Source organism: Streptomyces sp. NPDC054866, assembly GCF_053610745.1.
The window spans coordinates 1242629-1263191 of the sequence record NZ_JBSGZA010000001.1 but is presented as its reverse complement, the minus strand read 5'-3'; the positions used below and the strand labels follow the sequence as shown (position 1 = coordinate 1263191).

Annotated in this window: 18 protein-coding genes; 13 read left to right on the top strand and 5 right to left on the bottom strand. The window is 71.5% G+C overall.

Translation table 11 applies throughout. From position 1 onward, the window contains the following. Positions 1 to 166: 166 nt before the first annotated feature. From ACWGI2_RS05350 to ACWGI2_RS05330, 5 genes are all read left to right on the top strand, one after another. The gene (locus ACWGI2_RS05350; protein WP_453694080.1) at positions 167 to 1429 is read left to right on the top strand and encodes an SLC13 family permease; all 1263 of its coding nucleotides are present in this window, start codon (positions 167 to 169) and stop codon (positions 1427 to 1429) included. A 43-nt stretch (positions 1430 to 1472) separates the two neighbouring features. Then, positions 1473 to 2936: an acyl-CoA synthetase gene (locus tag ACWGI2_RS05345; RefSeq protein WP_453694078.1), complete on the top strand. Its 1464-nt coding sequence runs from the start codon at positions 1473 to 1475 to the stop codon at positions 2934 to 2936. After that, positions 2929 to 4350 carry a carboxyl transferase domain-containing protein gene (locus ACWGI2_RS05340; RefSeq protein ID WP_453694076.1) on the top strand — a complete coding sequence of 474 codons (1422 nt, stop codon included), beginning with the start codon at positions 2929 to 2931 and terminating at the stop codon, positions 4348 to 4350. The genes ACWGI2_RS05345 and ACWGI2_RS05340 overlap by 8 nt, the downstream gene beginning before the upstream one ends. A 156-nt stretch (positions 4351 to 4506) precedes the next feature. Then, positions 4507 to 5556, top strand: coding sequence for an NAD-dependent epimerase/dehydratase family protein (locus ACWGI2_RS05335; RefSeq protein ID WP_453694074.1), 1050 nt, complete (start codon positions 4507 to 4509; stop codon positions 5554 to 5556). A 45-nt stretch (positions 5557 to 5601) separates the two neighbouring features. Next, the gene (locus tag ACWGI2_RS05330) at positions 5602 to 6324 is read left to right on the top strand and encodes a hypothetical protein (protein WP_453694072.1); all 723 of its coding nucleotides are present in this window, start codon (positions 5602 to 5604) and stop codon (positions 6322 to 6324) included. A gap of 68 nt (positions 6325 to 6392) precedes the next feature. Here ACWGI2_RS05330 and ACWGI2_RS05325 read toward each other — a convergent pair whose 3' ends face one another. Further along, positions 6393 to 7505: a sensor histidine kinase gene (locus tag ACWGI2_RS05325; RefSeq protein ID WP_453694070.1), complete on the bottom strand. Its 1113-nt coding sequence runs from the start codon at positions 7503 to 7505 to the stop codon at positions 6393 to 6395. Positions 7506 to 7510: 5 nt separating this feature from the next. Beyond that, positions 7511 to 8386 (bottom strand): response regulator transcription factor, encoded by an 876-nt coding sequence (locus tag ACWGI2_RS05320; RefSeq protein ID WP_453694068.1) that lies wholly within the window; start codon positions 8384 to 8386, stop codon positions 7511 to 7513. 124 nt (positions 8387 to 8510) lie between these two features. Here ACWGI2_RS05320 and ACWGI2_RS05315 point away from each other — a divergent pair, with 124 nt between their 5' ends. The 4 genes from ACWGI2_RS05315 to ACWGI2_RS05300 all read left to right on the top strand — a co-directional run bounded on the left by ACWGI2_RS05315 (position 8511) and on the right by ACWGI2_RS05300 (position 11252). Continuing rightward, on the top strand, positions 8511 to 9299 hold the full coding sequence (locus ACWGI2_RS05315) for a glycosyltransferase family 2 protein (protein ID WP_453694066.1): 789 nt from the start codon (positions 8511 to 8513) through the stop codon (positions 9297 to 9299). 374 nt (positions 9300 to 9673) lie between these two features. Then, positions 9674 to 10351: a TIGR04282 family arsenosugar biosynthesis glycosyltransferase gene (locus tag ACWGI2_RS05310; RefSeq protein ID WP_453694064.1), complete on the top strand. Its 678-nt coding sequence runs from the start codon at positions 9674 to 9676 to the stop codon at positions 10349 to 10351. Next, complete coding sequence (locus ACWGI2_RS05305; RefSeq protein WP_453694062.1) at positions 10348 to 10563, top strand: hypothetical protein; 216 nt, start codon at positions 10348 to 10350, stop codon at positions 10561 to 10563. Before ACWGI2_RS05310 ends, ACWGI2_RS05305 begins: the two co-directional genes overlap by 4 nt. After that, positions 10560 to 11252: a class I SAM-dependent methyltransferase gene (locus ACWGI2_RS05300; protein WP_453694060.1), complete on the top strand. Its 693-nt coding sequence runs from the start codon at positions 10560 to 10562 to the stop codon at positions 11250 to 11252. Before ACWGI2_RS05305 ends, ACWGI2_RS05300 begins: the two co-directional genes overlap by 4 nt. Here ACWGI2_RS05300 and ACWGI2_RS05295 read toward each other — a convergent pair. Together ACWGI2_RS05295 and ACWGI2_RS05290 are read right to left on the bottom strand one after the other, a co-directional pair. Further along, on the bottom strand, positions 11195 to 11707 hold the full coding sequence (locus tag ACWGI2_RS05295; protein WP_453694058.1) for a hypothetical protein: 513 nt from the start codon (positions 11705 to 11707) through the stop codon (positions 11195 to 11197). The two genes, ACWGI2_RS05300 and ACWGI2_RS05295, sit on opposite strands and share 58 nt — an antisense overlap. Further along, complete coding sequence (locus ACWGI2_RS05290; RefSeq protein ID WP_453694056.1) at positions 11707 to 12984, bottom strand: molybdopterin-dependent oxidoreductase; 1278 nt, start codon at positions 12982 to 12984, stop codon at positions 11707 to 11709. The genes ACWGI2_RS05295 and ACWGI2_RS05290 overlap by 1 nt, the downstream gene beginning before the upstream one ends. Positions 12985 to 13097: 113 nt before the next feature. Between ACWGI2_RS05290 and ACWGI2_RS05285 the strand changes: the two genes are divergently transcribed. Beyond that, complete coding sequence (locus ACWGI2_RS05285; protein ID WP_453694054.1) at positions 13098 to 14489, top strand: hypothetical protein; 1392 nt, start codon at positions 13098 to 13100, stop codon at positions 14487 to 14489. Here the strand turns inward: ACWGI2_RS05285 and ACWGI2_RS05280 are convergent. Beyond that, the gene (locus ACWGI2_RS05280; protein ID WP_453694052.1) at positions 14476 to 15681 is read right to left on the bottom strand and encodes an MFS transporter; all 1206 of its coding nucleotides are present in this window, start codon (positions 15679 to 15681) and stop codon (positions 14476 to 14478) included. The genes ACWGI2_RS05285 and ACWGI2_RS05280 overlap by 14 nt on opposite strands. Before the next feature lie 138 nt (positions 15682 to 15819). Here ACWGI2_RS05280 and ACWGI2_RS05275 point away from each other — a divergent pair, with 138 nt between their 5' ends. The 3 genes from ACWGI2_RS05275 (at position 15820) to ACWGI2_RS05265 (ending at position 20548) form a co-directional block, all read left to right on the top strand. Continuing rightward, positions 15820 to 17832: a glycoside hydrolase gene (locus tag ACWGI2_RS05275; RefSeq protein WP_453694050.1), complete on the top strand. Its 2013-nt coding sequence runs from the start codon at positions 15820 to 15822 to the stop codon at positions 17830 to 17832. A gap of 233 nt (positions 17833 to 18065) precedes the next feature. Next, positions 18066 to 19172 carry a 3-deoxy-7-phosphoheptulonate synthase gene (locus tag ACWGI2_RS05270; protein ID WP_453694048.1) on the top strand — a complete coding sequence of 369 codons (1107 nt, stop codon included), beginning with the start codon at positions 18066 to 18068 and terminating at the stop codon, positions 19170 to 19172. A gap of 11 nt (positions 19173 to 19183) precedes the next feature. Then, positions 19184 to 20548, top strand: coding sequence for an aldehyde dehydrogenase family protein (locus ACWGI2_RS05265; RefSeq protein ID WP_453694046.1), 1365 nt, complete (start codon positions 19184 to 19186; stop codon positions 20546 to 20548). Positions 20549 to 20563: the final 15 nt, after the last annotated feature.

Genomic DNA, 20563 nt, shown 5'->3' with positions numbered 1-20563 from the left:
ACCCGGTGGACGAGTGGACAAGTGGGCAAGTGGACAAGTGGCTGAGCCAATTTGCGTCCGATCCCTTGACGGCCGAAACCGATACCCCGACGCTGAGTTCCGCCAACAGCCATATTGGCTCAGCCACTTGGCCACTGAGGGACGGCCCCAGGGACGGGAGCCCACGTTGTCCGCCGAACTCATCTCCATCCTCGTACTCGTGGTGGTCTTCGTGATCGCCACCACCCGCTCCATCAACATGGGCGCGCTCGCGTTCGCGGCCGCCTTCGCGGTCGGCGAACTGGCCGCCGACCTCGACGCGGACGGTATCTTCGCCGGTTTCCCCGGCGACCTGTTCGTGGTCCTGGTCGGCGTGACCTATCTGTTCGCGATCGCCCGCGCCAACGGCACCACGGACTGGCTGGTGCACGCGTCCATCCGCCTTGTGCGCGGGCGGATCGCGCTGATCCCCTGGGTGATGTTCGTGATCACCGGTGCGCTCACCGCGATCGGGGCGGTCAGTCCGGCCGCCGTGGCGATCGTCGCGCCGATCGCCCTGAGCTTCGCCGCCCAGTACGGAATCAGCCCGCTCCTGATGGGCGCCATGGTGGTGCACGGGGCCCAGGGCGGCGGCTTCTCACCCATCAGCATCTACGGCTCGATCGTCAACGGCATCGTGGAGCGCGAGAAACTCCCGGGGAACGAGGTCGCGCTCTTCCTCGCCTCGCTCGTCGTGAATCTCCTCATCGCCGGGATCGTCTTCGTCCTCTTCGGTGGGCTGAAGCTGGGCGGCCGTCACGAGGGCGACGAGTCGGCAGAGGCCGAATCGGCCGAGAACGAAGCCGGTTCACGGCTCGATCCGGCCAAGATCGCCACGCTCGCCGCACTGGTCGCCCTCGTCGTCGCCGTCCTCGGCTTCGATCTCGACGCCGGTCTCAGCGCCATCACCCTGGCCGTGCTCCTGAGCGCGCTCTGGCCCGAGTCCAGCCGCAAGGCCGTCGGCGAGATCGCCTGGCCGACCGTGCTGCTCATCTGCGGTGTGCTGACCTACGTCGGCGTACTGGAGGAGATGGGCACCATCACCTGGGCCGGTGAGGGGGTGTCCGACATCGGCGTCCCGCTTCTGGCCGCCGTACTGCTCTGCTACATCGGGGCGCTGATCTCCGCGTTCGCCTCCTCCGTCGGCATCATGGGCGCGCTCATCCCGCTGGCGGTGCCGTTCCTGGCCCAGGGCGAGATCGGCGCGGTCGGCATGATCGCGGCGCTCGCCGTCTCCGCCACCGTCGTGGACGTCAGCCCCTTCTCGACCAACGGCGCGCTGGTGCTCGCCGCCGCCCCGGACGTCGACCGGGAGCGCTTCTTCCGGCAGCTCATGGTGTACGGCGGGATCGTGGTGGCGGTGGTGCCCGCCGCGGTGTGGCTCGTCCTCGTGGTGCCAGGATTCGGGTAGGACGAACCACCACAGGCCCCCTACGACCAAGGAGACACTCAGCGTGAGTTCCCCCCGACCGCCCGCCTTCCCGCCCCTCTTCCCTGCCCTCGCCGCGGCCCCCGATCTCCCCGCCCTGCGCTTCGGCGAGCGCTCGCTGACATACGCCGAACTCGCCGCCACGGCAGGTTCCCTGGCCGCGTCGATCGGCTCCGCGCGCCGGGTCGCGCTGTGGGCGACGCCGACCCTGGAGACCGCGGTCGGCGTGGTGGCCGCGCTGCTCTCCGGTGTGCCCGTCGTGCCGCTCAACCCGAAGACCGGCGAGCGCGAGCTCGGACACATCGTGGCGGACAGCGCGCCGTCAGTGGTGCTCGCGGGGCCGGGTGATGAACTGCCGGAGCCTCTACGTGCGTTGGCGCGTACGGACATCACTCTCACCGGCGTCACGACCACCCCGGAAGCGCCGGTCGAGCCCGACCCCGAGTCCCCCGCCCTGATCGTCTACACCTCGGGCACCACAGGGCCGCCCAAGGGCGCCGTGCTGCCGCGCCGGGCCCTCGCCACCACCTTGGACGCCCTTGAGGACGCCTGGCAGTGGACGTCCGACGACGTGCTGGTGCACGGGCTCCCGCTGTTCCACGTGCACGGGCTGATCCTCGGCATCCTCGGGCCGCTTCGCCGAGGCGGTTCCGTGCGACACCTGGGCCGGTTCTCCATCGAGGGCGTGAAGCAGGAACTCGCCGACGGGGCAACGATGTTGTTCGGCGTTCCCACCATGTACCACCGCATCGCGGAGGCGCTGCCCGGCGACCCGGGGCTCGCCAAGGCGCTGTCCGGCGCGCGGATCCTGGTCTCCGGGTCCGCTGCGCTGCCCGTGCACGACCACGAGCGGATCGCGGCGGCCACCGGGCGCCGGGTGATCGAGCGGTACGGCATGACCGAGACCCTGATGAACACGAGCGTGCGGGCGGACGGCGAAGCCCGCGCGGGAACCGTCGGGGTGCCGTTGGCCGGTGTGGAGCTGCGCCTCGTGGACGAGACGGGCGCCGAGACCGCGGACCCGCGGGAGGTCGGCGAGATCGAGGTGCGCGGCCCGAATCTGTTCACCGAATATCTGAACCGGCCCGACGCCACCGCCGCCGCCTTCACCGCCGACGGCTGGTTCCGCACCGGCGACATGGCGGTGCGCGACGACGACGGCTATGTGCGCATCGTCGGCCGCAAGGCCACCGACCTCATCAAGAGCGGCGGCTACAAGATCGGCGCGGGCGAGATCGAGAACGCCCTGCTTGAGCACCCGGGTGTACGAGAGGCCGCCGTGACCGGGGAGCCCGACGACGACCTGGGTGAGCGCATCGTCGCCTGGATCGTGCCGGCGGACCCCGAACAGCCGCCTTCGGAGCGTGACTTGGCGGACCATGTGGCCGCGCAGCTCGCCCCGCACAAGCGCCCTCGGGTGGTGCGCTATCTGGCGGAGCTTCCCCGCAACGACATGGGGAAGATCATGAAGCGGTCTCTCCATGCCTGAGCCGACGCCTGACGGCCCGGCGCTCCGCCTGACTGCCCGCGCGGCCATCACTGCCGTCGTCGATCAGGACAGCTTCCGCGAACTCCCCTCTCCTGATACGGAGTTCAGTGACACCGGCTCCCGCCCGGACGGCCCGCTCGCCTGGCAGGGGTACGCGCAGTCCCGCGCCCGCGCCGAGGAACGTACCGGCGAACGGGAGTCGGTGGTCTGCGGCACCGCCACCGTCGGCGGCACCCGGGCTGTGATCGTCTCCTTCGAGTTCGGCTTCCTGGGCGGCTCCCTCGGTGAGCGCACGGGTGACCGCCTGGAGGCCGCGCACCGTCACGCCCGGGACCACCGGCTGCCCGTCGTCTCGCTGATCGCGACGGGCGGCAGCCGTATGCAGGAGGGCATGCGCGCCCTGGTCCAACTGCAGCGCGTGGCCCTGCAGTCCGAGCTCACCGGCGCGGCGGGCCTCGCCCGGATCGCGGTCCTTCGGGATCCGACCACGGGCGGCGGCTGGGCCACCCTGGGGGCGGGCGCCGACCTGATCCTCGCCCTGCCCGGCAGCCAGGTCGGCTTCGCCGGGTCCCGCGTACGCCCGGCGGACACGGACCCGGCCGCGTACACCGCCGAGGCTCAACTGGCGGCGGGTGCGATCGATGACGTCGTACGCCCGGAGGAGCTGCGCGAAGCGCTGGCGTTGCGCCTGGGGCTGCTGGCCGCTCCCGGGGCCGTCCGCCCTTTGGCCGACGGGCCCACGTCTGCCGCCCCCGAACCCGCCGAACCCCCCGGCGCACTCGGCCGCTCCGACCTGCCTGCCACCGGATGGGAAGCGGTCAGCCGGGCCCGCGCTCCTGAACGCCCGCGCGCCGAGGCCTACTTGGACGCCTACTTCACGGTCCGGGCACCGTTGCGCGGTGACCGGTGCGGCGGCGCGGACCCGGGGATGCTCTGCGGTTTCGGGCGGCGTGAGGGGCGGACGGTCGCCTACGCGGCGCAGTGCGGGACGGCGACGACGCCCGCGGGGTACCGCACCGCGGCACGTCTTGTCCGGCTCGCGGGGCGGCTCGGCATCCCCGTCCTGACGCTCGTCGACACGCCGGGTGCCGCGAACGGGGCGGAGGCCGAACGGGCGGGCGCGGGCGCGGCGATCGCCGATCTGTTCGCCGCCGTCGCCACGGCGCCGGTGCCGGTAACTTCCCTGGTCATCGGTGAGGGCGGCTCCGGCGGGGCGCTCGCGCTCGCGTCACCGGACAACCTCTGGGCGACGCCGGACAGTTACTTCTCGGTGATCGCCCCGGAGCTGGCCACCGCGATCCTCAAACGAGGGGAGGGGGAGATCCGGTCGACGGCGGAGCATCTGCGTCTGCGCCCACAGGATCTGGTGGTACTCGGTGTAGCACGCGGCATTGTGACGGCACGTCATGGCTGATCAGCACCGCGTGCGACGCTGTGCGCGCGGGCACCTTCCGGGGCATCCGCCGCCGCGGTCCGTCACCGCGGTCCGTCACCGTGCGGTTCTTACGGACCCGTGACGAAGCCCCGTCGGTGACCGTCGCCCATGCTCGGCGCGCCTAGCGTGGGCCGCATGCGCGTACTTGTCACCGGCGGCGCCGGGTTCATCGGATCGCACGTGGTCGAAGCACTCACCGAACGCGGGCACGAGGTGGTGGTGTACGACGCCCTGCTGCCCTCCGCCCATGCCGATCCGCCGCGGCCGCCCCACGGGCAGCGGTGGACCGTCGCCGATGTCCGGGACCGGGACGCGGTGCGGGGCGCGCTGCGCGGGGTGGACGCGGTCTGCCATCAGGCGGCGATGGTGGGGCTCGGCAAGGACTTCGCGGACGCCCCCGAGTACGTCGGCTGCAACGACCTGGGCACGGCCGTCCTGCTCGCCGCGATGGCCGATGCGGGGGTACGTGAACTGGTGCTCGCCGGGTCGATGGTGGTGTACGGGGAGGGGCGGTACGAGTGCTCCCGGCACGGTGTGGTCCGGCCCGGACCGCGCGCGGCTGCGGATCTGGATGCCGGGCGCTTCGAGCCTCTCTGCCCGGACTGCGGGGCAGAGTTGAGGCCTGGCCTGGTGGGCGAGGAGGCGCCTGCCGATCCGCGCAATGTGTACGCGTCGACCAAGCTGGCGCAGGAGCATCTGGCCGCCGCGTGGGCGCGGGCGAGCGGTGGCCGCGCGGTGTCGTTGCGCTACCACAACGTGTACGGCCCCGGCATGCCGCGCGATACCCCGTACGCGGGGGTGGCTTCGTTCTTCCGCTCTTCGCTGGAGCGGGGCGAGGCACCTCAGGTCTACGAGGACGGCCGCCAGCGGCGGGACTTCGTGCACGTACGGGATGTGGCGGCGGCGAACGCGATGGCGCTGGAGGCGGTGCGAGAGCGGGAGGCGGGGTCGTTCACGGCGTACAACACAGGCAGCGGGGAGCCGCACACGGTCGGGGAGATGGCCCGCGAACTGGCGCGGGCGTTCGGCGGCCCGACTCCGCAGGTGACGGGCGAGTACCGCCTCGGGGACGTCCGCCACGTCACGGCGGACTCCGGACGACTGCGGTCGGAGCTGGGCTGGCGGGCGGAGGTGGACTTCACGGAGGGAATGACATCCTTCGCGAAGGCACCGCTACGGGGGTAGGGGGCAGCCCCAAGCCGAGGGCGCCTGGGCGGCATGATGTCTTGCGTGACCAATAGTGCGGACCTGCGTCCTGCCCGGATACCGGGCTACGAGGGTGGCCCCCTCACCTACCAGGCCGGGCTCCTGGACGAGCCACTCTTCTGGCTGGGGCACCTCTACTCGTGTACCCACAGCGAGGAGGCCGCGGAACTGCTGTTCGGCGCGGACTACGATGCGGCCGGCGAGTTTCAGCGGCGGCTGTGGGAGCGAGCCGAGTGGCCGGCATTCACTGTTCCGCTCGCCGCTGAGCACTGTCTCCACGTGGTCTATCGCACCTTCGCCGACGACACCGGCATCGACTACCTACTCCATCACCCCGACTGGGACCAGGCCGAACTCCTGGCCCGGGACGACGGTCACTTCATGGGACCGGGCCTGTCCTGGCCCGAGCTCATGGCCGCGGCGGACAACGCGCTGCCCGGCGGCAGCACCAACGATCCCCACGCCCGTCTGTTGCTCCTACTGCCTGCATTCGGCGATGACGCCGTACCCGACGGTGCCGTTGGCCGCCTGGCGGACGCGCTACGCTCCCGCACCGGTGTGGATGACCCCGAAGCCCTCGCCTCTGCCCTTCTGGAGGGTCAAGCGGCCCCCGGCCCCGCGCACTGGACAACAGCCATGCACGCTTTCTCCGTGAACGACGGCGAGTACTCCTTCCGTAACCCTGCCAACCGCTTCGCCTTGTCACCGGATCGTCTGGCCCGGGTGGCCACAGCGCTGGCACCGTGACGCTCAAGCAGCGTTCGGCTTTGGTTCCCGAGTGTTGGCCGCCGGGGACCTGTGCCGTGGGGTGGCTGTTAGGGCTGGGGGGTTGGCAGCGTTACCTCGAAGCGGCAGCCGCCTGCCACGTTTCGTACGGCCGCCCTGCCCTGGTGGGCCTCGACAATGCCTCGTACGATCGCGAGGCCGAGGCCCGCGCCCGCCGGGGGTGTGCGGGACTGGCTGCCGCGCCAGCCGGTGTCGAAGACTCGGGACAGGTCCTCCTCCGGGATGCCGCCGCAGCCGTCCGTCACGGACAGGACCACGCCCTCCGGGGAGCGCTCCGCCGCCACCGCCACCGTCCCGTCCGCCGGCGTACGGCGGATCGCGTTGATCAGGAGATTGCCCAGGACGCGGCTCATCTCCTTGCTGTCGACCTCCACCGGGACGGCCTCGACACTGTCGCCGACGAGATGGACCCGGAGCTCGCGGGCGAGCGGATCGACGCCCGCGAGCGCGTCGCCCACAAGGTCGTAGACGGAGATGCGGGCGGGCGAGAGAGCCAGCGCGCCCGCGTGGATGCGGGAGAGCTCGAAGAGGTCGCCGACCATGGAGTTGAGCCGTTCGACCTCGGTACGGATCTGGCGCAGATAGCGCTCCGGTTCGGCGGCCACGCCGTCCTCGAGCGCCTCGGACATGGCCCGCAGTCCCGCCAGCGGGGTGCGTAGATCGTGCGAGATCCAGGCGACCAGTTCGCGCCGGGACCGCTCCAGGGCCCGCTCACGCTCCCTCGACTCGGCGAGCTTGGCACTGGTCGACTCCAACTCCCGCGTCAGCGCCGCGAGTTCGGCGCTGACAGGTTCGGTGGGAGCCGCGAAACTGCCGCCGTCACCGAAGGAACGGGCCGCCAGAGTCAGGGCCTTGCTGCGGGCGACCACCCAGCGGCCGAGCAGCAGCGCTGTGGCGAGCGAGACCACGGCGGCCATCGCCACGACGACGGTGACCACCTTCAGGTCGTGCGCCGACAGGAACATCTCCCAGGCCACCGCGAGCGTCCCGGCCAGCATCGCGAGCACCGCGACGGCCGCCACGACGGTCATCGCCACCACGAGCGAGCGGTGCCGCAGCAGGCGCAGCGTCAGGGCGCCGAGAAGCCCGGCGCTCGCGGCACCGAGGAAGGCGAAGAGGGCGATGAGGAGGATGTCCTGCACGGGGGTCAGCCTTTGGCTCGGGGCGGTACGCCACCCTGGTCGCCCGGGGTGGGGTGGGGGTCGTGGGCATCGCCGGGATCGCGGGGAACGGGCTGGGTGCGGACCGCTGCTGCATCACCGGCGTCCGGCGGAGCCTCCCCGTCCGGGGCGTCGAAGCGGTAGCCGACGCCCCACACCGTCTGGATGAGCCGCGGCTTCGCCGGGTCGTCCTCGACCTTGCCGCGCAGTCTGCGGACATGGACCGTGACGGTGGACAGATCGCCGAACTCCCAGCCCCACACTTCCCGCATCAGCTCCTCCCGCCCGAAGGCCTGCCCCGGATGGCGCAGCAGGAAGGCGAGGAGGTCGAACTCCCGCAGGGTGAGGGCGAGTTCCGTCCCGTCCTTCGTCGCACGGCGCGCCGCCGGGTCCAGCCACAGGCCCGCGGCACCCAGCGTGGTGACACCCCCCTCGGGAGCGCGAGCGACGTGGCTGCGCCGCAGCACCGACTCCACCCGCAGGACCAGCTCGCGCGGGCTGAACGGCTTGGTGACGTAGTCGTCGGCCCCCACCTCCAGGCCCAGGATCCGGTCGTCCTCGTCGCCACGGGCGGTGAGCATGATGACGGGCACCGGGCCCTTGATGCGCAGGCGGCGGCACACCTCCAGGCCGTCCATGCCGGGCAGCATCAGGTCGAGGACGACGAGGTCGGGCCGGAACGCCCCGGCGCGCTCCAGCGCGCCGGGGCCGTCCTCGGCGCGGTCGACCGTGTAGCCGCCGCGCTCCAGATAGCCCGCGACGACCTCGGCGACGGTCGGGTCGTCGTCCACGACGAGCACCCGAAGCGCGGTGGGCCCGCCGGGCTCGGTGGGCGGGTGGCCCTGCGGTGGTGGTGGCTGCATGCCGCAAGCCTCGCACCTGCGGCGCGTGGACCTGCCGGTCAGACCTGACTCCGGTTGCCGACGTCCCTGTTTCGTAAGAACCTCAAGTCCAATATGTCCGGTTCGGATTCATAGGGTGAGTCCCATGACCCCCTCCTCCTCCGCGGAACCCGATGGACCTGACGTTCCCGACCCGGCCGACCCGGCCGACCCGCCCGGCTCTCGCGCTGTTCGGGTCGATGTCGTCCTGCCCTGCCTCGACGAGGCCGCGGCGCTGCCCTGGGTCCTGGAACGCGTTCCCGACGACTGGCGGGCCGTCGTCGTCGACAACGGCTCCACCGACGGTTCACCGGACATCGCCCGCGCCCTGGGCGCCACCGTCGTACGGGAGCCGCGGCGCGGCTTCGGGGCCGCATGCCACGCGGGCCTCATGGCGTCCGACGCGGACATCGTGTGCTTCTGCGACTGCGACGCCTCCCTCGATCCGGGGCTGTTGCGGCCGTTCGTACGCAGGGTGCAGGACGGGGAAGCCGATCTGGTCGTCGGACGGCGGCGCCCGCAGGGGCGCGGGGCCTGGCCGCCGCACGCACGGGCGGGCAACCTGGCGCTCGCGCGGATGCTGCGGCGGCGAACCGGCGTACGACTGCACGATCTGGGCCCGATGCGGGCGGCGCGGCGCGAGGAGCTGCTCGGCCTTGACCTGACCGACCGGCGCAGCGGATATCCGCTGCAGATGGTCGTACGGGCGGCCGACGCCGGCTGGCGGATCGAGGAGCGGGACGTGCCGTATCTGCCGCGCGCCGGGAAGTCGAAGGTCACGGGGACGTGGCTCGGGACGTGGCACGCGGTGCGCGACATGCGGGCGGTACTGGCGGAGGCCCCCCAGGCAGTCCCCGCCGCCCCTGCGCGGCGAGCGTCGGGCGGTGCCGCGTGACCCCCGGCAGCGCACGCCTCCCTGCCTACGCCACCGCGAGCGACCCCCGCCGCCCACGCCAGCAAGCATCGGGACGACGCCCCGTGACCACCGACTGCGCACCCCTCCCCACCCACGCCAGAACCCCTGTCCCCGGCCCCGAAAAGGCACGCAGCACCCCGCCCTCAACCAGCAAGCAGCAAGCAGCAAGCAGCAAGCATCGGACGGTGCCGCGTGACCCTCCACGGAACAACCCTGCTCGCCACCGCCAAGCAACCACCACCAGGACCGGACAGGACACACCTCACCCCACCCCTCACCACCGCACTCGCAACACCACCACAGGCAACGTCAACCCCCGCCACCCACACACACCGACCGAGGGGCGGCGCCGTATGACCACCAACAGGACCGCCCACGGAACAACCCTGCTCGTCATCGCCAAAGAACCACTGCCGGGACGAGTCAAGACCCGCCTCACACCGGCCTACACCCCGGAAGAGGCCGCCGAGTTGGCCGCGGCCTCCCTCACCGACACGCTCGACGCCGTACTCGCCGCGCCCGCCCGCCGACGCGTGCTGGTTCTCGACGGGCGGCCGGGGCCCTGGCTGCCTTCCGGCATCGAGGTGGTGCCCCAGTGCGCGGGCGGCCTGGACGAACGGCTCGCCGCGGCGTTCGCCTGCTGCACCGGGCCCGCGCTCCTGGTCGGCATGGACACCCCCCAGCTCACCCCCGGCCTGCTCGCCCCCGCGCTCGGCCCCGACGCCTGGCAGGACTGCGACGCCTGGTTCGGGCCCGCCGTCGACGGCGGATTCTGGGCGCTCGGCCTGGCCGATCCCGATCCGCGGCTGCTGCGGGGCGTCCCCATGTCGAGGCCCGACACCGGAGCCCTGCAACGGGCCCGGCTCACCGAAGCCGGACTGCGGGTGCGCAAGCTGCCCCTGCTACGCGACGTCGACACGCCCGACGACGCCGAAAAAGTCGCCCAAGCCGCGCCCGACAGCCAGTTCGCCGCCACACTCACCCGCCTCACCACCGCAGCCGGACACCCGAGCCAAGGCGGTGACCAATGAGCACGGCACCACCGGACACCAGCCCGCGCAGAACAGCCCCCACAGCCACGCCCTGGCACGCGGATCCCCACCCCAATGCCCTGCACAACGTCGACACGGCCGACGACGCCAGGAAGGTCGCCAAAGCCGCGCCCGACAGCCAGTTCGCCGCCACACTCACCCGCCTCACGACGGCAGCCGGGCACCCGAGCCGAGGAGGCGGTGACCGATGAGCACGGCACCACCGGGCACCGCCCCGCGCAGAACAGCCCCCGCAACCGCCCCCTGGCACGCGGATCCCTACACCAATGCCCTGCGCAACGGCCACGGACCGTTGTTCCTGCGCCGCAGCGACGGTTGGCTGCTGCCCCTCGACGTCGAGCGCTGGTGCGCGAGTGCCGACGCGGCTGATCTCTCCGCGTTGCGCCGCTGCGAGGGCAGTGTCCTCGACATCGGCTGCGGCCCCGGCCGTCTGGTGGCCGGGGCCGCGGCCCGAGGCCATCGTGTTCTGGGAGTCGACGTCAGCCAGGCAGCCGTCGACCACACGATCCGGCTCGGAGGCACCGCCCTGCTCCGCTCCGTCTTCGACGCGCTGCCCGGCGAAGGGCGTTGGGGAACCGCCCTGCTCATCGACGGCAACGTGGGTATCGGCGGAGACCCCACCGCGCTGCTCGCGCGGGTTTCCCAACTCGTTGCCCCCGAGGGGCTTTTGATCGCCGAGGCCGCGCCTATGGACGTCGACGAGCGAGTGGAGGTGCACGTCGACGACGGGCACGCCGCACCGGGCGAGCCGTTCCCCTGGGCCCGCCTCGGCACCCCCGCCCTGCTGCGCCACGCCCGTCCGGCCGGGTGGAGCGCGGCCGGTCAGTGGACCGCCGGGGGCCGTTCCTTCCTGGCACTGCGCCGCGCGCGCCACATCTGAAGCACCCGGCACAGCGCCGCTCCCGCGAACAGCAGGGCCGTGACGGCCAGCCAGCGAGCGAGGAAGACACCGGCGGGGAGCCCGGTAGCGGACTCATAGCGCTCCACCTGTCCGGCGACGAGCGGGAACCACACCAGCAACAGCAGCCCGGACAGGAAGGCCGGAACACGCACGAAGTTGACCCATCCCCCGCTGGCCCACCCCCCAGTGACCCGCCCCCCGCTGGCGACGGCCCGCAGCGCCCGGTCGGCAAGTGCGTACGCGGGCACGAACAGCAGATCATGCACCAGCGCCGCGCCGACGAACCAGACGGCGATCAGCAGCCAGTCGCCGTCCAGGAGGCGCACCCCCGCATACCCCGCGAGCGCGAATGAGGCCAGCAGCACGAGGAGTTGCAGCGGGCCCTCGCCGTACCACCGCCTGAAGATCCGGAACCGACGCGTGAGACCGGTCATCACAGCTCCCCGAAGGTCAGGCGGGACACCCACTTGGTGTTGAGCACGCCGGGCGCGGCCGGAACGATGATCCGCGCCGGATAGCCATGGTCCGGCGACAGATCCTCCCCGTTGACGTGCAGGGCGAGAAGGGACCTCGGGTCGCGGACCTGGTTGTCGCGCAACGCGGCCTTGCGGAAGGCGCCATGGCGCTGCAAGGACTCCACGAGCACGCCCGGAGGGTCCTCGTCCTCGTCGAATCCGGCAAGGGCCGCGAGGTCACGCAGCCGCACGCCGCGCCACCACTGGTCCGATGTCGACCATCCCTCCACGCAGGCGATGGGCAACGCGGCGCTGTGCAGCGGCAGTTGGAGCAGGTCGTCACGAGACAGCCTGACGTCTCCCCGTGGTCCGCCGACGACGAGCCGCCACAGCTCACCCGTGTCCCGCCGCTCGATGCCCACCCTCGCGGCCGTCTTGTTGATCTGAAAGCCGTTCGGTCCGCTTCCCGGATCGCCGCCACCGTGCGGGGCGAACAGGGCGGTACGCCGCAGGGGCCCGTCGAAGTTCTGCCCCGCCGTCGTCACGAACAGCAGGGCGGAGCCCGCGCCGACCATGCCGAGCGCTCCCCGCCGCGACACGGTCGGCTCGGCGGCCCTGGGCGCCACCAGGCCCGCTTCGTCGGGCGGCTCAGGGCGTGGATCCCGCAGCCGTTCGCGCCACCCCTGCTCCCGCAGAACCCGTACGACCTGGGGCAGGCGCAGCACGACATGGGCGACGAACGCGCCGAAGAACACCCAGGCGCCGTAGAAGTGCAGCGGATAGAACGAGCCGGGAAAGAGGTACTCCAGCTGGACGTTGAGGACACCGGTGACGAACTCGAACAGCGCGCCGCCGACCAGCAGGAGCAGCGACACCCGCTCAAGGGCGTGCCCCACCGACCGCGCCGGGGGCAGCGCGAAGAGCTTCGGGATCACCGACCACAGCTTCGCGAGGAGCACCGGGATCAGCGTGATGCCCACCGTGACGTGCAGGCCCTGGTTGAGGCGGTAGAGCCAGTGCGGGTCGGTCGGCCAGTCGAAGAGGTAGAAGCCGAGGAGGCCCTTGTCCGGTGTCTTGTCGTTGACGGGTGACAGGTTCGGGTTGTACGCCGCGTACGACAGCAGGCCGGTCACGAAAAGCAGCGTGACACCGACCAGCAGTACGACGCCCAGAACCGAGGTGAGCCAGGTCCCGCGCAGCGGGCTGCGCCAGAAACCGGGGTCGGTGGGAGGGGTGACGCGTGATGCTGGGGGCATGAAACGACCGTATGCCGGACCCTGTCGTCCAGCGGGGCCACGACTCATGACGAAACGCTGACGTCATCCCTCGGAGGCCGTTCACACGCGCCACCTGCGCCTACGGTGCAGACGTGAGCACCACAGAGCGCACAGGACGCCCCCGTGACCTGGCCGCTGAGCGCGGCGGGCGCCGCCGTGACCTGGCCGCTGCCGGAGTCGCGGCGCTGCTCGTCGCCGCGGCCGTCGTCGTCGGCGCCTCCATCGAGCACGCGGACGGCACCCTGCACCTCAACTGGCCGCCCCTGTACGCCCAGTGGGACCCGCACGTCGGGCCGGGCACACCCGCCGCGCTCGCGGTCGCCGTCGCGGTGATCGCGTACGGCCCCGCCCTCGCCGCCCGGCTCTCCTGGTGGGCGCTTCTCCTCACCGCGTGGACCGCTTCGACGGCCTGGATCTGGTCGCTCGCGCTGATCGACGGCTGGCACCGGGGCGTGGCGCGGCGGCTCACCACCAAGTACGAGTATCTCCAGGTCACCGACCGTTTCGAGGACATCCCCGCGACGCTGCGGGACTTCACACGGCACATCCTCATCGACTCCCCCGACCACTGGCCCGCCCACACCGCGGGCCATCCGCCCGGCGCCACCCTCACCTTCGTCCTCCTTGACCGCGTCGGCCTCGGAGGCGGTGCCTGGGCCGGGGCCTTCTGCGTCACGGTGGGCAGCACCGCCGTGGCGGCCGTCCTGATCACCATGCGCGCGCTGGCCGAGGAGGCGACCGCCCGACGGGCGGCTCCCTTCCTCGTCCTGACCCCGGCCGCGATCTGGGTCGGCGCGTCCGCGGACGGCTACTTCGCCGCCGTAACCGCCTGGATGATCGCCCTGCTCGCGCTGGCATCGACGCGCGACGTCCGCTCCCCCGCCGCCGCGGCGCTCGGCTCCGGGCTGCTGTTCGGCCTCACCTGCTATCTCTCGTACGGCCTGACGCTGTTCGCCGTCATCGCCGCTTCCGTCCTGCTGATCACGCGTACCCTGCGCCCGCTCCCGCTGTTCCTGGCAGGGGCAGCCGTGGCCCCGCTCGTCTTCACTCTGGCGGGCTTCGACTGGTGGGAGGCGTACCGCCTGCTCGTCGAGCGCTACTACCAGGGGGCGGGCGGCATCAGGCCGTACGCCTACTTCGTCTGGGCCAACCTCGCCTGCACGGTGCTTGTCGTCGGCCTCGCCACGGTCGCGGGTCTCCGCAGGACGGTGGCTTCGGCGCCCGGCGCGATCGGCCGCCTGCGCGCCGACCGGACAACGCCCGCCGACCGCCTGGTCGTTCTCGTCCTGGCCGCCCTGCTCGCCCTGCTTGCCGCCGACCTCTCCGGGATGAGCAAGGCGGAGACGGAGCGCATCTGGCTGCCGTTCGCCACGTTCCTTCCGGCGGCGACCGCGCTTCTGCCGAAGGCGGGTCAGCGCCACTGGCTCGGCGCACAGGCCGTACTCGCGCTCGCGCTGAACCACCTGCTGTTCACGGGCTGGTGAGGGCGCGACGCTCACCGCCTTCGCCGCCGTGGACCGCGTCCGCAGGCCGCGGCACGGCGGGTTCGGGGAGGGTGCGGAACAGCAGCCAGCTCAGTACGGGCATCAGGGCGAGGGGTGCCAGGGCGGTTCGCAGGGACGTCGCGTCGGCGAGGCCGCCGATGAGCGGACTCACCAGACCGCCGACGCTGACGGTCAGTCCGAGCGTGATCCCGGAGGCGGTGCCCATGCGGGAGGGCAGGTAGTCCTGCCCAAGCGTGACCTGCAATGAGAAGGGGACGTACAGACCGGCCGAGGTCAGCGCCACGCACAGATACAGCGCCGGGCCGGGTACGAACACCACACCCGCCACGCATATGGCCGTGAGCAGATACGACCAGCGCGCGACGGTGACCCGGTCCCAGCGGTCGGCCAGCCTGCCGCCCAGCACGGAGCCCACAGCGCCACCGAGATAGAGCACGAACAGCGCCGCGGTACCGGCCGCCGCGCTCCCGCCCATGCGCTCCTCGGCGAACAGCGAGATGAAGGTGCTGAGGCCGACGAAGACGATCGAGCGGCACACCACGGCCAGCGACAGCTTCACGAACGACGCCCGGTCGTCGTCTCGGGCCGTCGTCACCGCCGTACCGGCCCCGGCGTCCTGTCGTTGCTTCTCCAGCGCACGCAGCACGGGCAGGCACAGCACGGCGCCGACGAGCGCCGGCAGCACGAGCAGCGGCGTCAGGCGCAGACCTCCCGTCGCCACGACAGCGGTGACCAGGAGCGGGGCCGCAGCGAAGCCGAGGTTGCCGCCGAGCGAGAACCAGCCCATCCCGCTGTGGCTGCCCCGGGCGGCGAGCCGGGCGACGCGTGCGGACTCGGGGTGATAGGCGGCCACGCCCACCCCGGACACCGCCACGAAGACGAGGGTCAGCGCGTAGGAGCCGCTCACCCCGCTCAGCGCGATGCCCAGACCGCCCAGCAGCGTGCTGACCGGCAGCAGCCACGGCATCGCCCAGCGGTCGGTGAGGACACCGAACAGCGGTTGCGCCACCGAGGACAGCAGGGAGGCGGCGAGCACGATGCCCGAGACGGCGGCATAGCTGTAGGCGCGTTCGGCGACGAAGAACGGCACCAGGGACGCCACGGCGCCCTGGTACACATCGACGCAGACGTGCCCGGCGGACAGCAGAGTGATGGATGTATTCCTTCGCACCCCGTCATCGTCGACGCCGGGGGCCGTGTCGCACTTCCGATAACCTGCCAGAAGATGCCGATGTTCCGCCATGCTCTGCCATCAGCCCGGAGTTCGGCTCTTAGAAACTTCTTACGCTCTCCCCCGACGCTCTCCCCCGTGAACTACGTGAAGAGCAAAAGCAGTCAGCCGCGACGTCGGCGCCGCTTCCGTACGTACGGCATCGCCACGGCCGTCGTACTGACCGTCACCACGGCGTCGGCCGGCTACCTGGCCATGGCAGAGCCTCCGTCGGGCGGTGGTACGGCGGACGTGGCGCCCCAAGTGCACGGCAGCGCGGTCGACTTCACCGTGCGCGGCGGCACCGCGCGCGTGGACACCGGGTCGCTGCGCGTCACCGGGCACGCCGACGACGGGGCCTCGCTCCCGATGTCCGGCGCGGCGGGCCGGCAGCTCGGCAAGCCCGGCGCGGTCAGCGTGGACGGCGGCACGGCCCGCTGGTCGTACCCCGACAAGAAGCTCACCGTCACGGCGAAGAGCGATCACGGTCGGCTGCGCATGACGGTCCACTCCGACACCGACCAGAAGCTGCCTTGGCCCACTACCGCGCCTGGCGCCGACGGAGCCCTTCAGATCCCGCGCGGCGAGGGCCTGCGCGTCCCGGTGAGCGACACCTTCTGGAACTCCGGCGAGGCCGGTCTCAAGGGCTCGGAGGCCGAACTCTCGGGTGGCCTCACCCTCCCGGCCTGGGGCTACACCCAGGGCAAGCACGGCGTCGGCTACATCGTGCCGGAGGAGGTCGGCACGTCGCTGGGCTTCGCGTCGAAGGACGGCCGCATCGGCTCCACCGCGCGGCACGAGTTCTCGCGGCGCGAGCAGACCCGCGACTACACCGTGCACTTCTCCCTCACCGGCTCCTCCCCGGTCTCCTCCGCCGCCAACTACCGCGCCTACCTCGACGAGCACGGCAAGCTGCGGTCCCTGGCGCAGAAGATCAAGGAGAACCCCGAGATCGGGCGGCTGCTCGGGGCAGTGCACGCCTACGCATGGGGCAGCGCCCGTACCGCGAAGGGCGTGAACGAGCTGCGCAAGCTCGGCGTATCCCGGCTCTGGCTCGGTTACGACGCCGACGACCAGCCGATGGACAAGGCAGCCGTGCGGGCCGCGCAACGACACGGCTACCTGGTCGGCCCGTACGACTCCTACGCCAACGGCCAGCCCGCCCAGAGCGCCGACAACCCCTCGTCGAAGTGGCCCGGTTCGGTCTACCCCGACTTCTGCATACGGAACTGGAAGGGTGAGATCAAGGAAGGCTTCCGTGGCCGGGGCTGCTACGTCAGCACCCAGGCGTTCAAGCAGGCCGAGCCGAGCAAGCACTACCTGGCCGACCGGGCGAAGAAGATGACGGCCAACGGCGCCGACAGTTACTTCCTCGATGTCGACGCGGCGGGCGAGCTGTTCACCGACAGCAGCGAGGGCCACCGCATGAACAAGAAGCAGGACCGCGCCAACCGCCTGGAGCGCATGCGAAAGCTCGCGTCCGACGACAAGTTCGTCCTCGGCTCCGAGTCCGCAGGCGCCTGGGCCGCCCCCGTGCTCGCCTTCAACCACGGTGGGCAGACGCCGGTCGCGGACGGCTTGTGGAAGCTGGAGAGGGACAAGGAGAAGTGGGGCGGCTACGCGCCGCAGGGCGCGCCCGCGGTCTTCTTCAAGGAGGCCGAGCTGCCGTCCTCACTGGCGAAGGCGATGTACGACCCGCGCTACCGCGTCCCCCTTTACGAAACCGCGCTGCACGGCTCCGTCATCAACACGGACCGCTGGGAAATGCCGTACAACAAGCTCCCGGCCCAGAAGACCGACCGGGCATTGATGTCCGCCCTCTACAACACGCCGCTCAACTTCACACTCGGGGACAAGAACCTGAAGTCCACGGGCAAGGAAATGGCGGAACTCCAGCGCTATTTCGCGCCTCTGCACAAGGCCGCGGGCACCGAGCGGATGACCGGCTATCAGCGGCTCACCGCTGACGGGACGGTACAGCGCTCGGAGTTCGGCGACGGGAAGCTGACCGTGACCGCCAACTTCGGTAGCAAGGCGTACGGGTCGCTGCCCGGCGACTGCGTGGACGCCAAGCTCAAGAACGAGAAGAGGTCCCACCGCCTCTGCAGCTAAATGCACCACAACTTGCTGCACGCGGTGCAGGTGGCGGCCCACCCACGGGATGGGGCACGGTGAATCACGTGCTTACCGAACGGCTGCACCGCGGTATCTCCCTCAGCATCGCCGATCCAATCGGTCTTTCCAGTTGGGCACTCAGGAGATCGCGGTCCGCCCGAATGATTCGTTGCCGACGCACAACTCTTGCGCTGATTAGCACGAATTGAGGATCGATGCAGAGTCTTGACATGCTGACCGAGGAAAAGCCCCGTTCCGTGGTCGAACAGTTCTCGCCGGGTGACATCGGTGGCAAGCACCGTACGCACCTGGCGAGCACCCCTGACGAACTCCTGACCGAGCTGCCGCTGACCGCGGACGCGGCCCGTTCGGTGAGCTCCGGCCGCCTGATGACCCGCCGTGTACTGAGCGGTGAGGACGACCGACTGCTCGTCGTGGTCGGCCCGTGCTCGATCCACGACGTCAACGCCGGTCTGGCGTACGCGAGATCACTGGCCGAACTGGCCGCCGAACTCGCCGACGACCTGGCGATCGTCATGCGGGTGTATGTCGAGAAGCCCCGCACCACGGTCGGTTGGACCGGGCTGCTCGCCGATCCGGCGCTGGACGGCAACCTCGATCTCGACCGAGGGCTTCGCACCGCCCGTTCCCTCATGCTGGAGATCGCCGAACTGGGTCTTGCCATCGGCACGGAGTGGCTGAGCCCGGCGGCTCCCGCCTATCTGGCGGACCTGATCTCCTGGGGAGCCATCGGCGCGCGGACCGTGGAGAGCCAGGTGCATCGCCAGTTGGCGAGCGGTCTCCCCATGCCCGTGGGCATGAAGAACGGCAGCACCGGCTCGGTGGGCGTCGCCGTCGACGCCATCCGGTCCGCGGCCGCCCCCCACGCGTACCTCGGCCTCGGCCGGAACGGCAGGCCCGTCACGCTGCGAACGAGCGGCAATCCCGACTGCCACGTAGTACTCCGGGGCGGGTCGGGGCAGCCCAACTACCGCGCCGAGAACGTGCGCGACGCGGCGCGGCTGCTGTCGGCGGCCGCACTGCCGACCGGCCTCGTCATCGATGCCAGCCACGGCAACAGCGGCAAGGACCACGAACAACAGGCCCTGGTCGCCCGGGAGATAGGCGCGCAGGTCGCGGCCGGCGACACGGACATCCGGGGCGTCATGCTGGAGGGCTTCCTCGTCCCAGGACGCCAGGAACTCGGCATCGGCGAGGCCGTGTTCGGCCAGAGCATCACCGACGCCTGCATGGGGTGGGACGCCACCGTGGACGTGCTCAGGGACCTCGCGTCCGCGACCCGCCGGTGCCGCGCTCTGACGGCCGCCGGACGCTGAGGGGAGCGAGCATGTTTGACATCGCCGCTCTGGGTCCGAACGGGCCCTACCGGACGCGGAACCGCACCACCGTGGCGGACGCCTCGGGCACACCGGCCCTTGAACTGGCCTCGGTCCCAGGCCTCGTGGTCTCCCACTGGATCGATCAGCTGCGCGGAAGCGAGCCTCTGCCCGTCGCGGAGACAGCCGCCGTGCTCAGCAAGGCGGCCGACATCTTCGAGGGCCAGGAGGTCCTGGGAGACGACCTGGAAGCCCACGAGCGCCGCGTGTCGGCGCTGACGGGAACGCCCGTCACGGTCGTGCGCGAGTGCGACAGGCTGATCACGGCGACCCTGCGCGACGTGGGACGCGCGCCGTCGGCGGCACGCCCCACGGGCTGCGCCCCGGCAGGCACCGCCGTGCGCGACGCCCCGTCGGCGGGCGCCGCGTGGTGCCGTACAGGGGACGTCTTCGCCGTGCACGCGGCGGGCAACAGCCCCGGCGTGCACGCCATGTGGCCCCAGGCGCTGGCGCTCGGCTACCGGGTCGTCGTCCGCCCCTCCACCCGGGACCCGCTCACCCCCTTCCGCCTCGTCACCGCGCTCTGGCAGGCGGGAGTACCGACCACGCAGCTGGTCATGGCGCCCTGCGACCACGCGACAGCGGATCTGATCATCGAGCGTGCGGACCGTGCCCTGGTGTACGGCGGCCAGGACGTCGTGGACAAGTACCGCAACCGCTGCGACGTACGACTGCAGGGCCCTGGCCGCTCGAAACTGGTCGTGACCGCCGACGCGGACCGGCACTCCGGTCTCGGCCTCGCCGGCACGGGCGCGCTCTATCACGCGGGAACCGCGTGCACCGCGACCACGGGCGTACTGGTCGAACAGGATCCGGCGGGATTCGCCGGCGAACTGGCCGCCACGCTGCGGAAGGTGGCACCTGCCGGGCCCCTGGACGACGAGGCCCTGCTCCCCTGCATGCCGGAGGCCGACGCGGAACGACTGGCGGCGGCGGTCATGCGGCGGGCCGAGGACGCGACGGTGCATCTGGCGCCGAGAGTCGAACGGCTCGGCGGCGAGGGCTTCTTGGCGACCGTGACGCCCGCGGTCGTGGAGCTGACGTCCCCGAGGAGCCCGGCGCTGTCGTACGAGGCGCCCTTCACCTGCGTATGGGTCGCCCCGTTCGAGCGGGGTGCCGTGGATGTCCTCGACGGATCCCTGGTCCTGTCGCTGCACACCGAAGACCTGGGCCTTGTCGACGAGGCCACGCGGCTCACGTCGGTCTCCAACGTGTACCGGAGCAGGCCGACTTCCTGGGTCCATCCGGACGTACCGCACGACGGGTTCCTCGGAGAGTTTCTGATGCGCGCCAAGGGGCTCGCCCATGCCGACTGACCTCAAGCATCCGCC

Coding starts and splice junctions, on each gene's coding strand:
- ACWGI2_RS05340 (WP_453694076.1), top strand. CDS start 2,929: ATGCCTGAGCCGACGCCTGACGGCCCGGCGCTCCGCCTGACTGCCCGC.
- ACWGI2_RS05335 (WP_453694074.1), top strand. CDS start 4,507: ATGCGCGTACTTGTCACCGGCGGCGCCGGGTTCATCGGATCGCACGTG.
- ACWGI2_RS05320 (WP_453694068.1), bottom strand. CDS start 8,386: ATGCAGCCACCACCACCGCAGGGCCACCCGCCCACCGAGCCCGGCGGG.
- ACWGI2_RS05315 (WP_453694066.1), top strand. CDS start 8,511: ATGACCCCCTCCTCCTCCGCGGAACCCGATGGACCTGACGTTCCCGAC.
- ACWGI2_RS05310 (WP_453694064.1), top strand. CDS start 9,674: ATGACCACCAACAGGACCGCCCACGGAACAACCCTGCTCGTCATCGCC.
- ACWGI2_RS05305 (WP_453694062.1), top strand. CDS start 10,348: ATGAGCACGGCACCACCGGACACCAGCCCGCGCAGAACAGCCCCCACA.
- ACWGI2_RS05300 (WP_453694060.1), top strand. CDS start 10,560: ATGAGCACGGCACCACCGGGCACCGCCCCGCGCAGAACAGCCCCCGCA.
- ACWGI2_RS05295 (WP_453694058.1), bottom strand. CDS start 11,707: ATGACCGGTCTCACGCGTCGGTTCCGGATCTTCAGGCGGTGGTACGGC.
- ACWGI2_RS05290 (WP_453694056.1), bottom strand. CDS start 12,984: ATGCCCCCAGCATCACGCGTCACCCCTCCCACCGACCCCGGTTTCTGG.
- ACWGI2_RS05270 (WP_453694048.1), top strand. CDS start 18,066: ATGCTGACCGAGGAAAAGCCCCGTTCCGTGGTCGAACAGTTCTCGCCG.
- ACWGI2_RS05265 (WP_453694046.1), top strand. CDS start 19,184: ATGTTTGACATCGCCGCTCTGGGTCCGAACGGGCCCTACCGGACGCGG.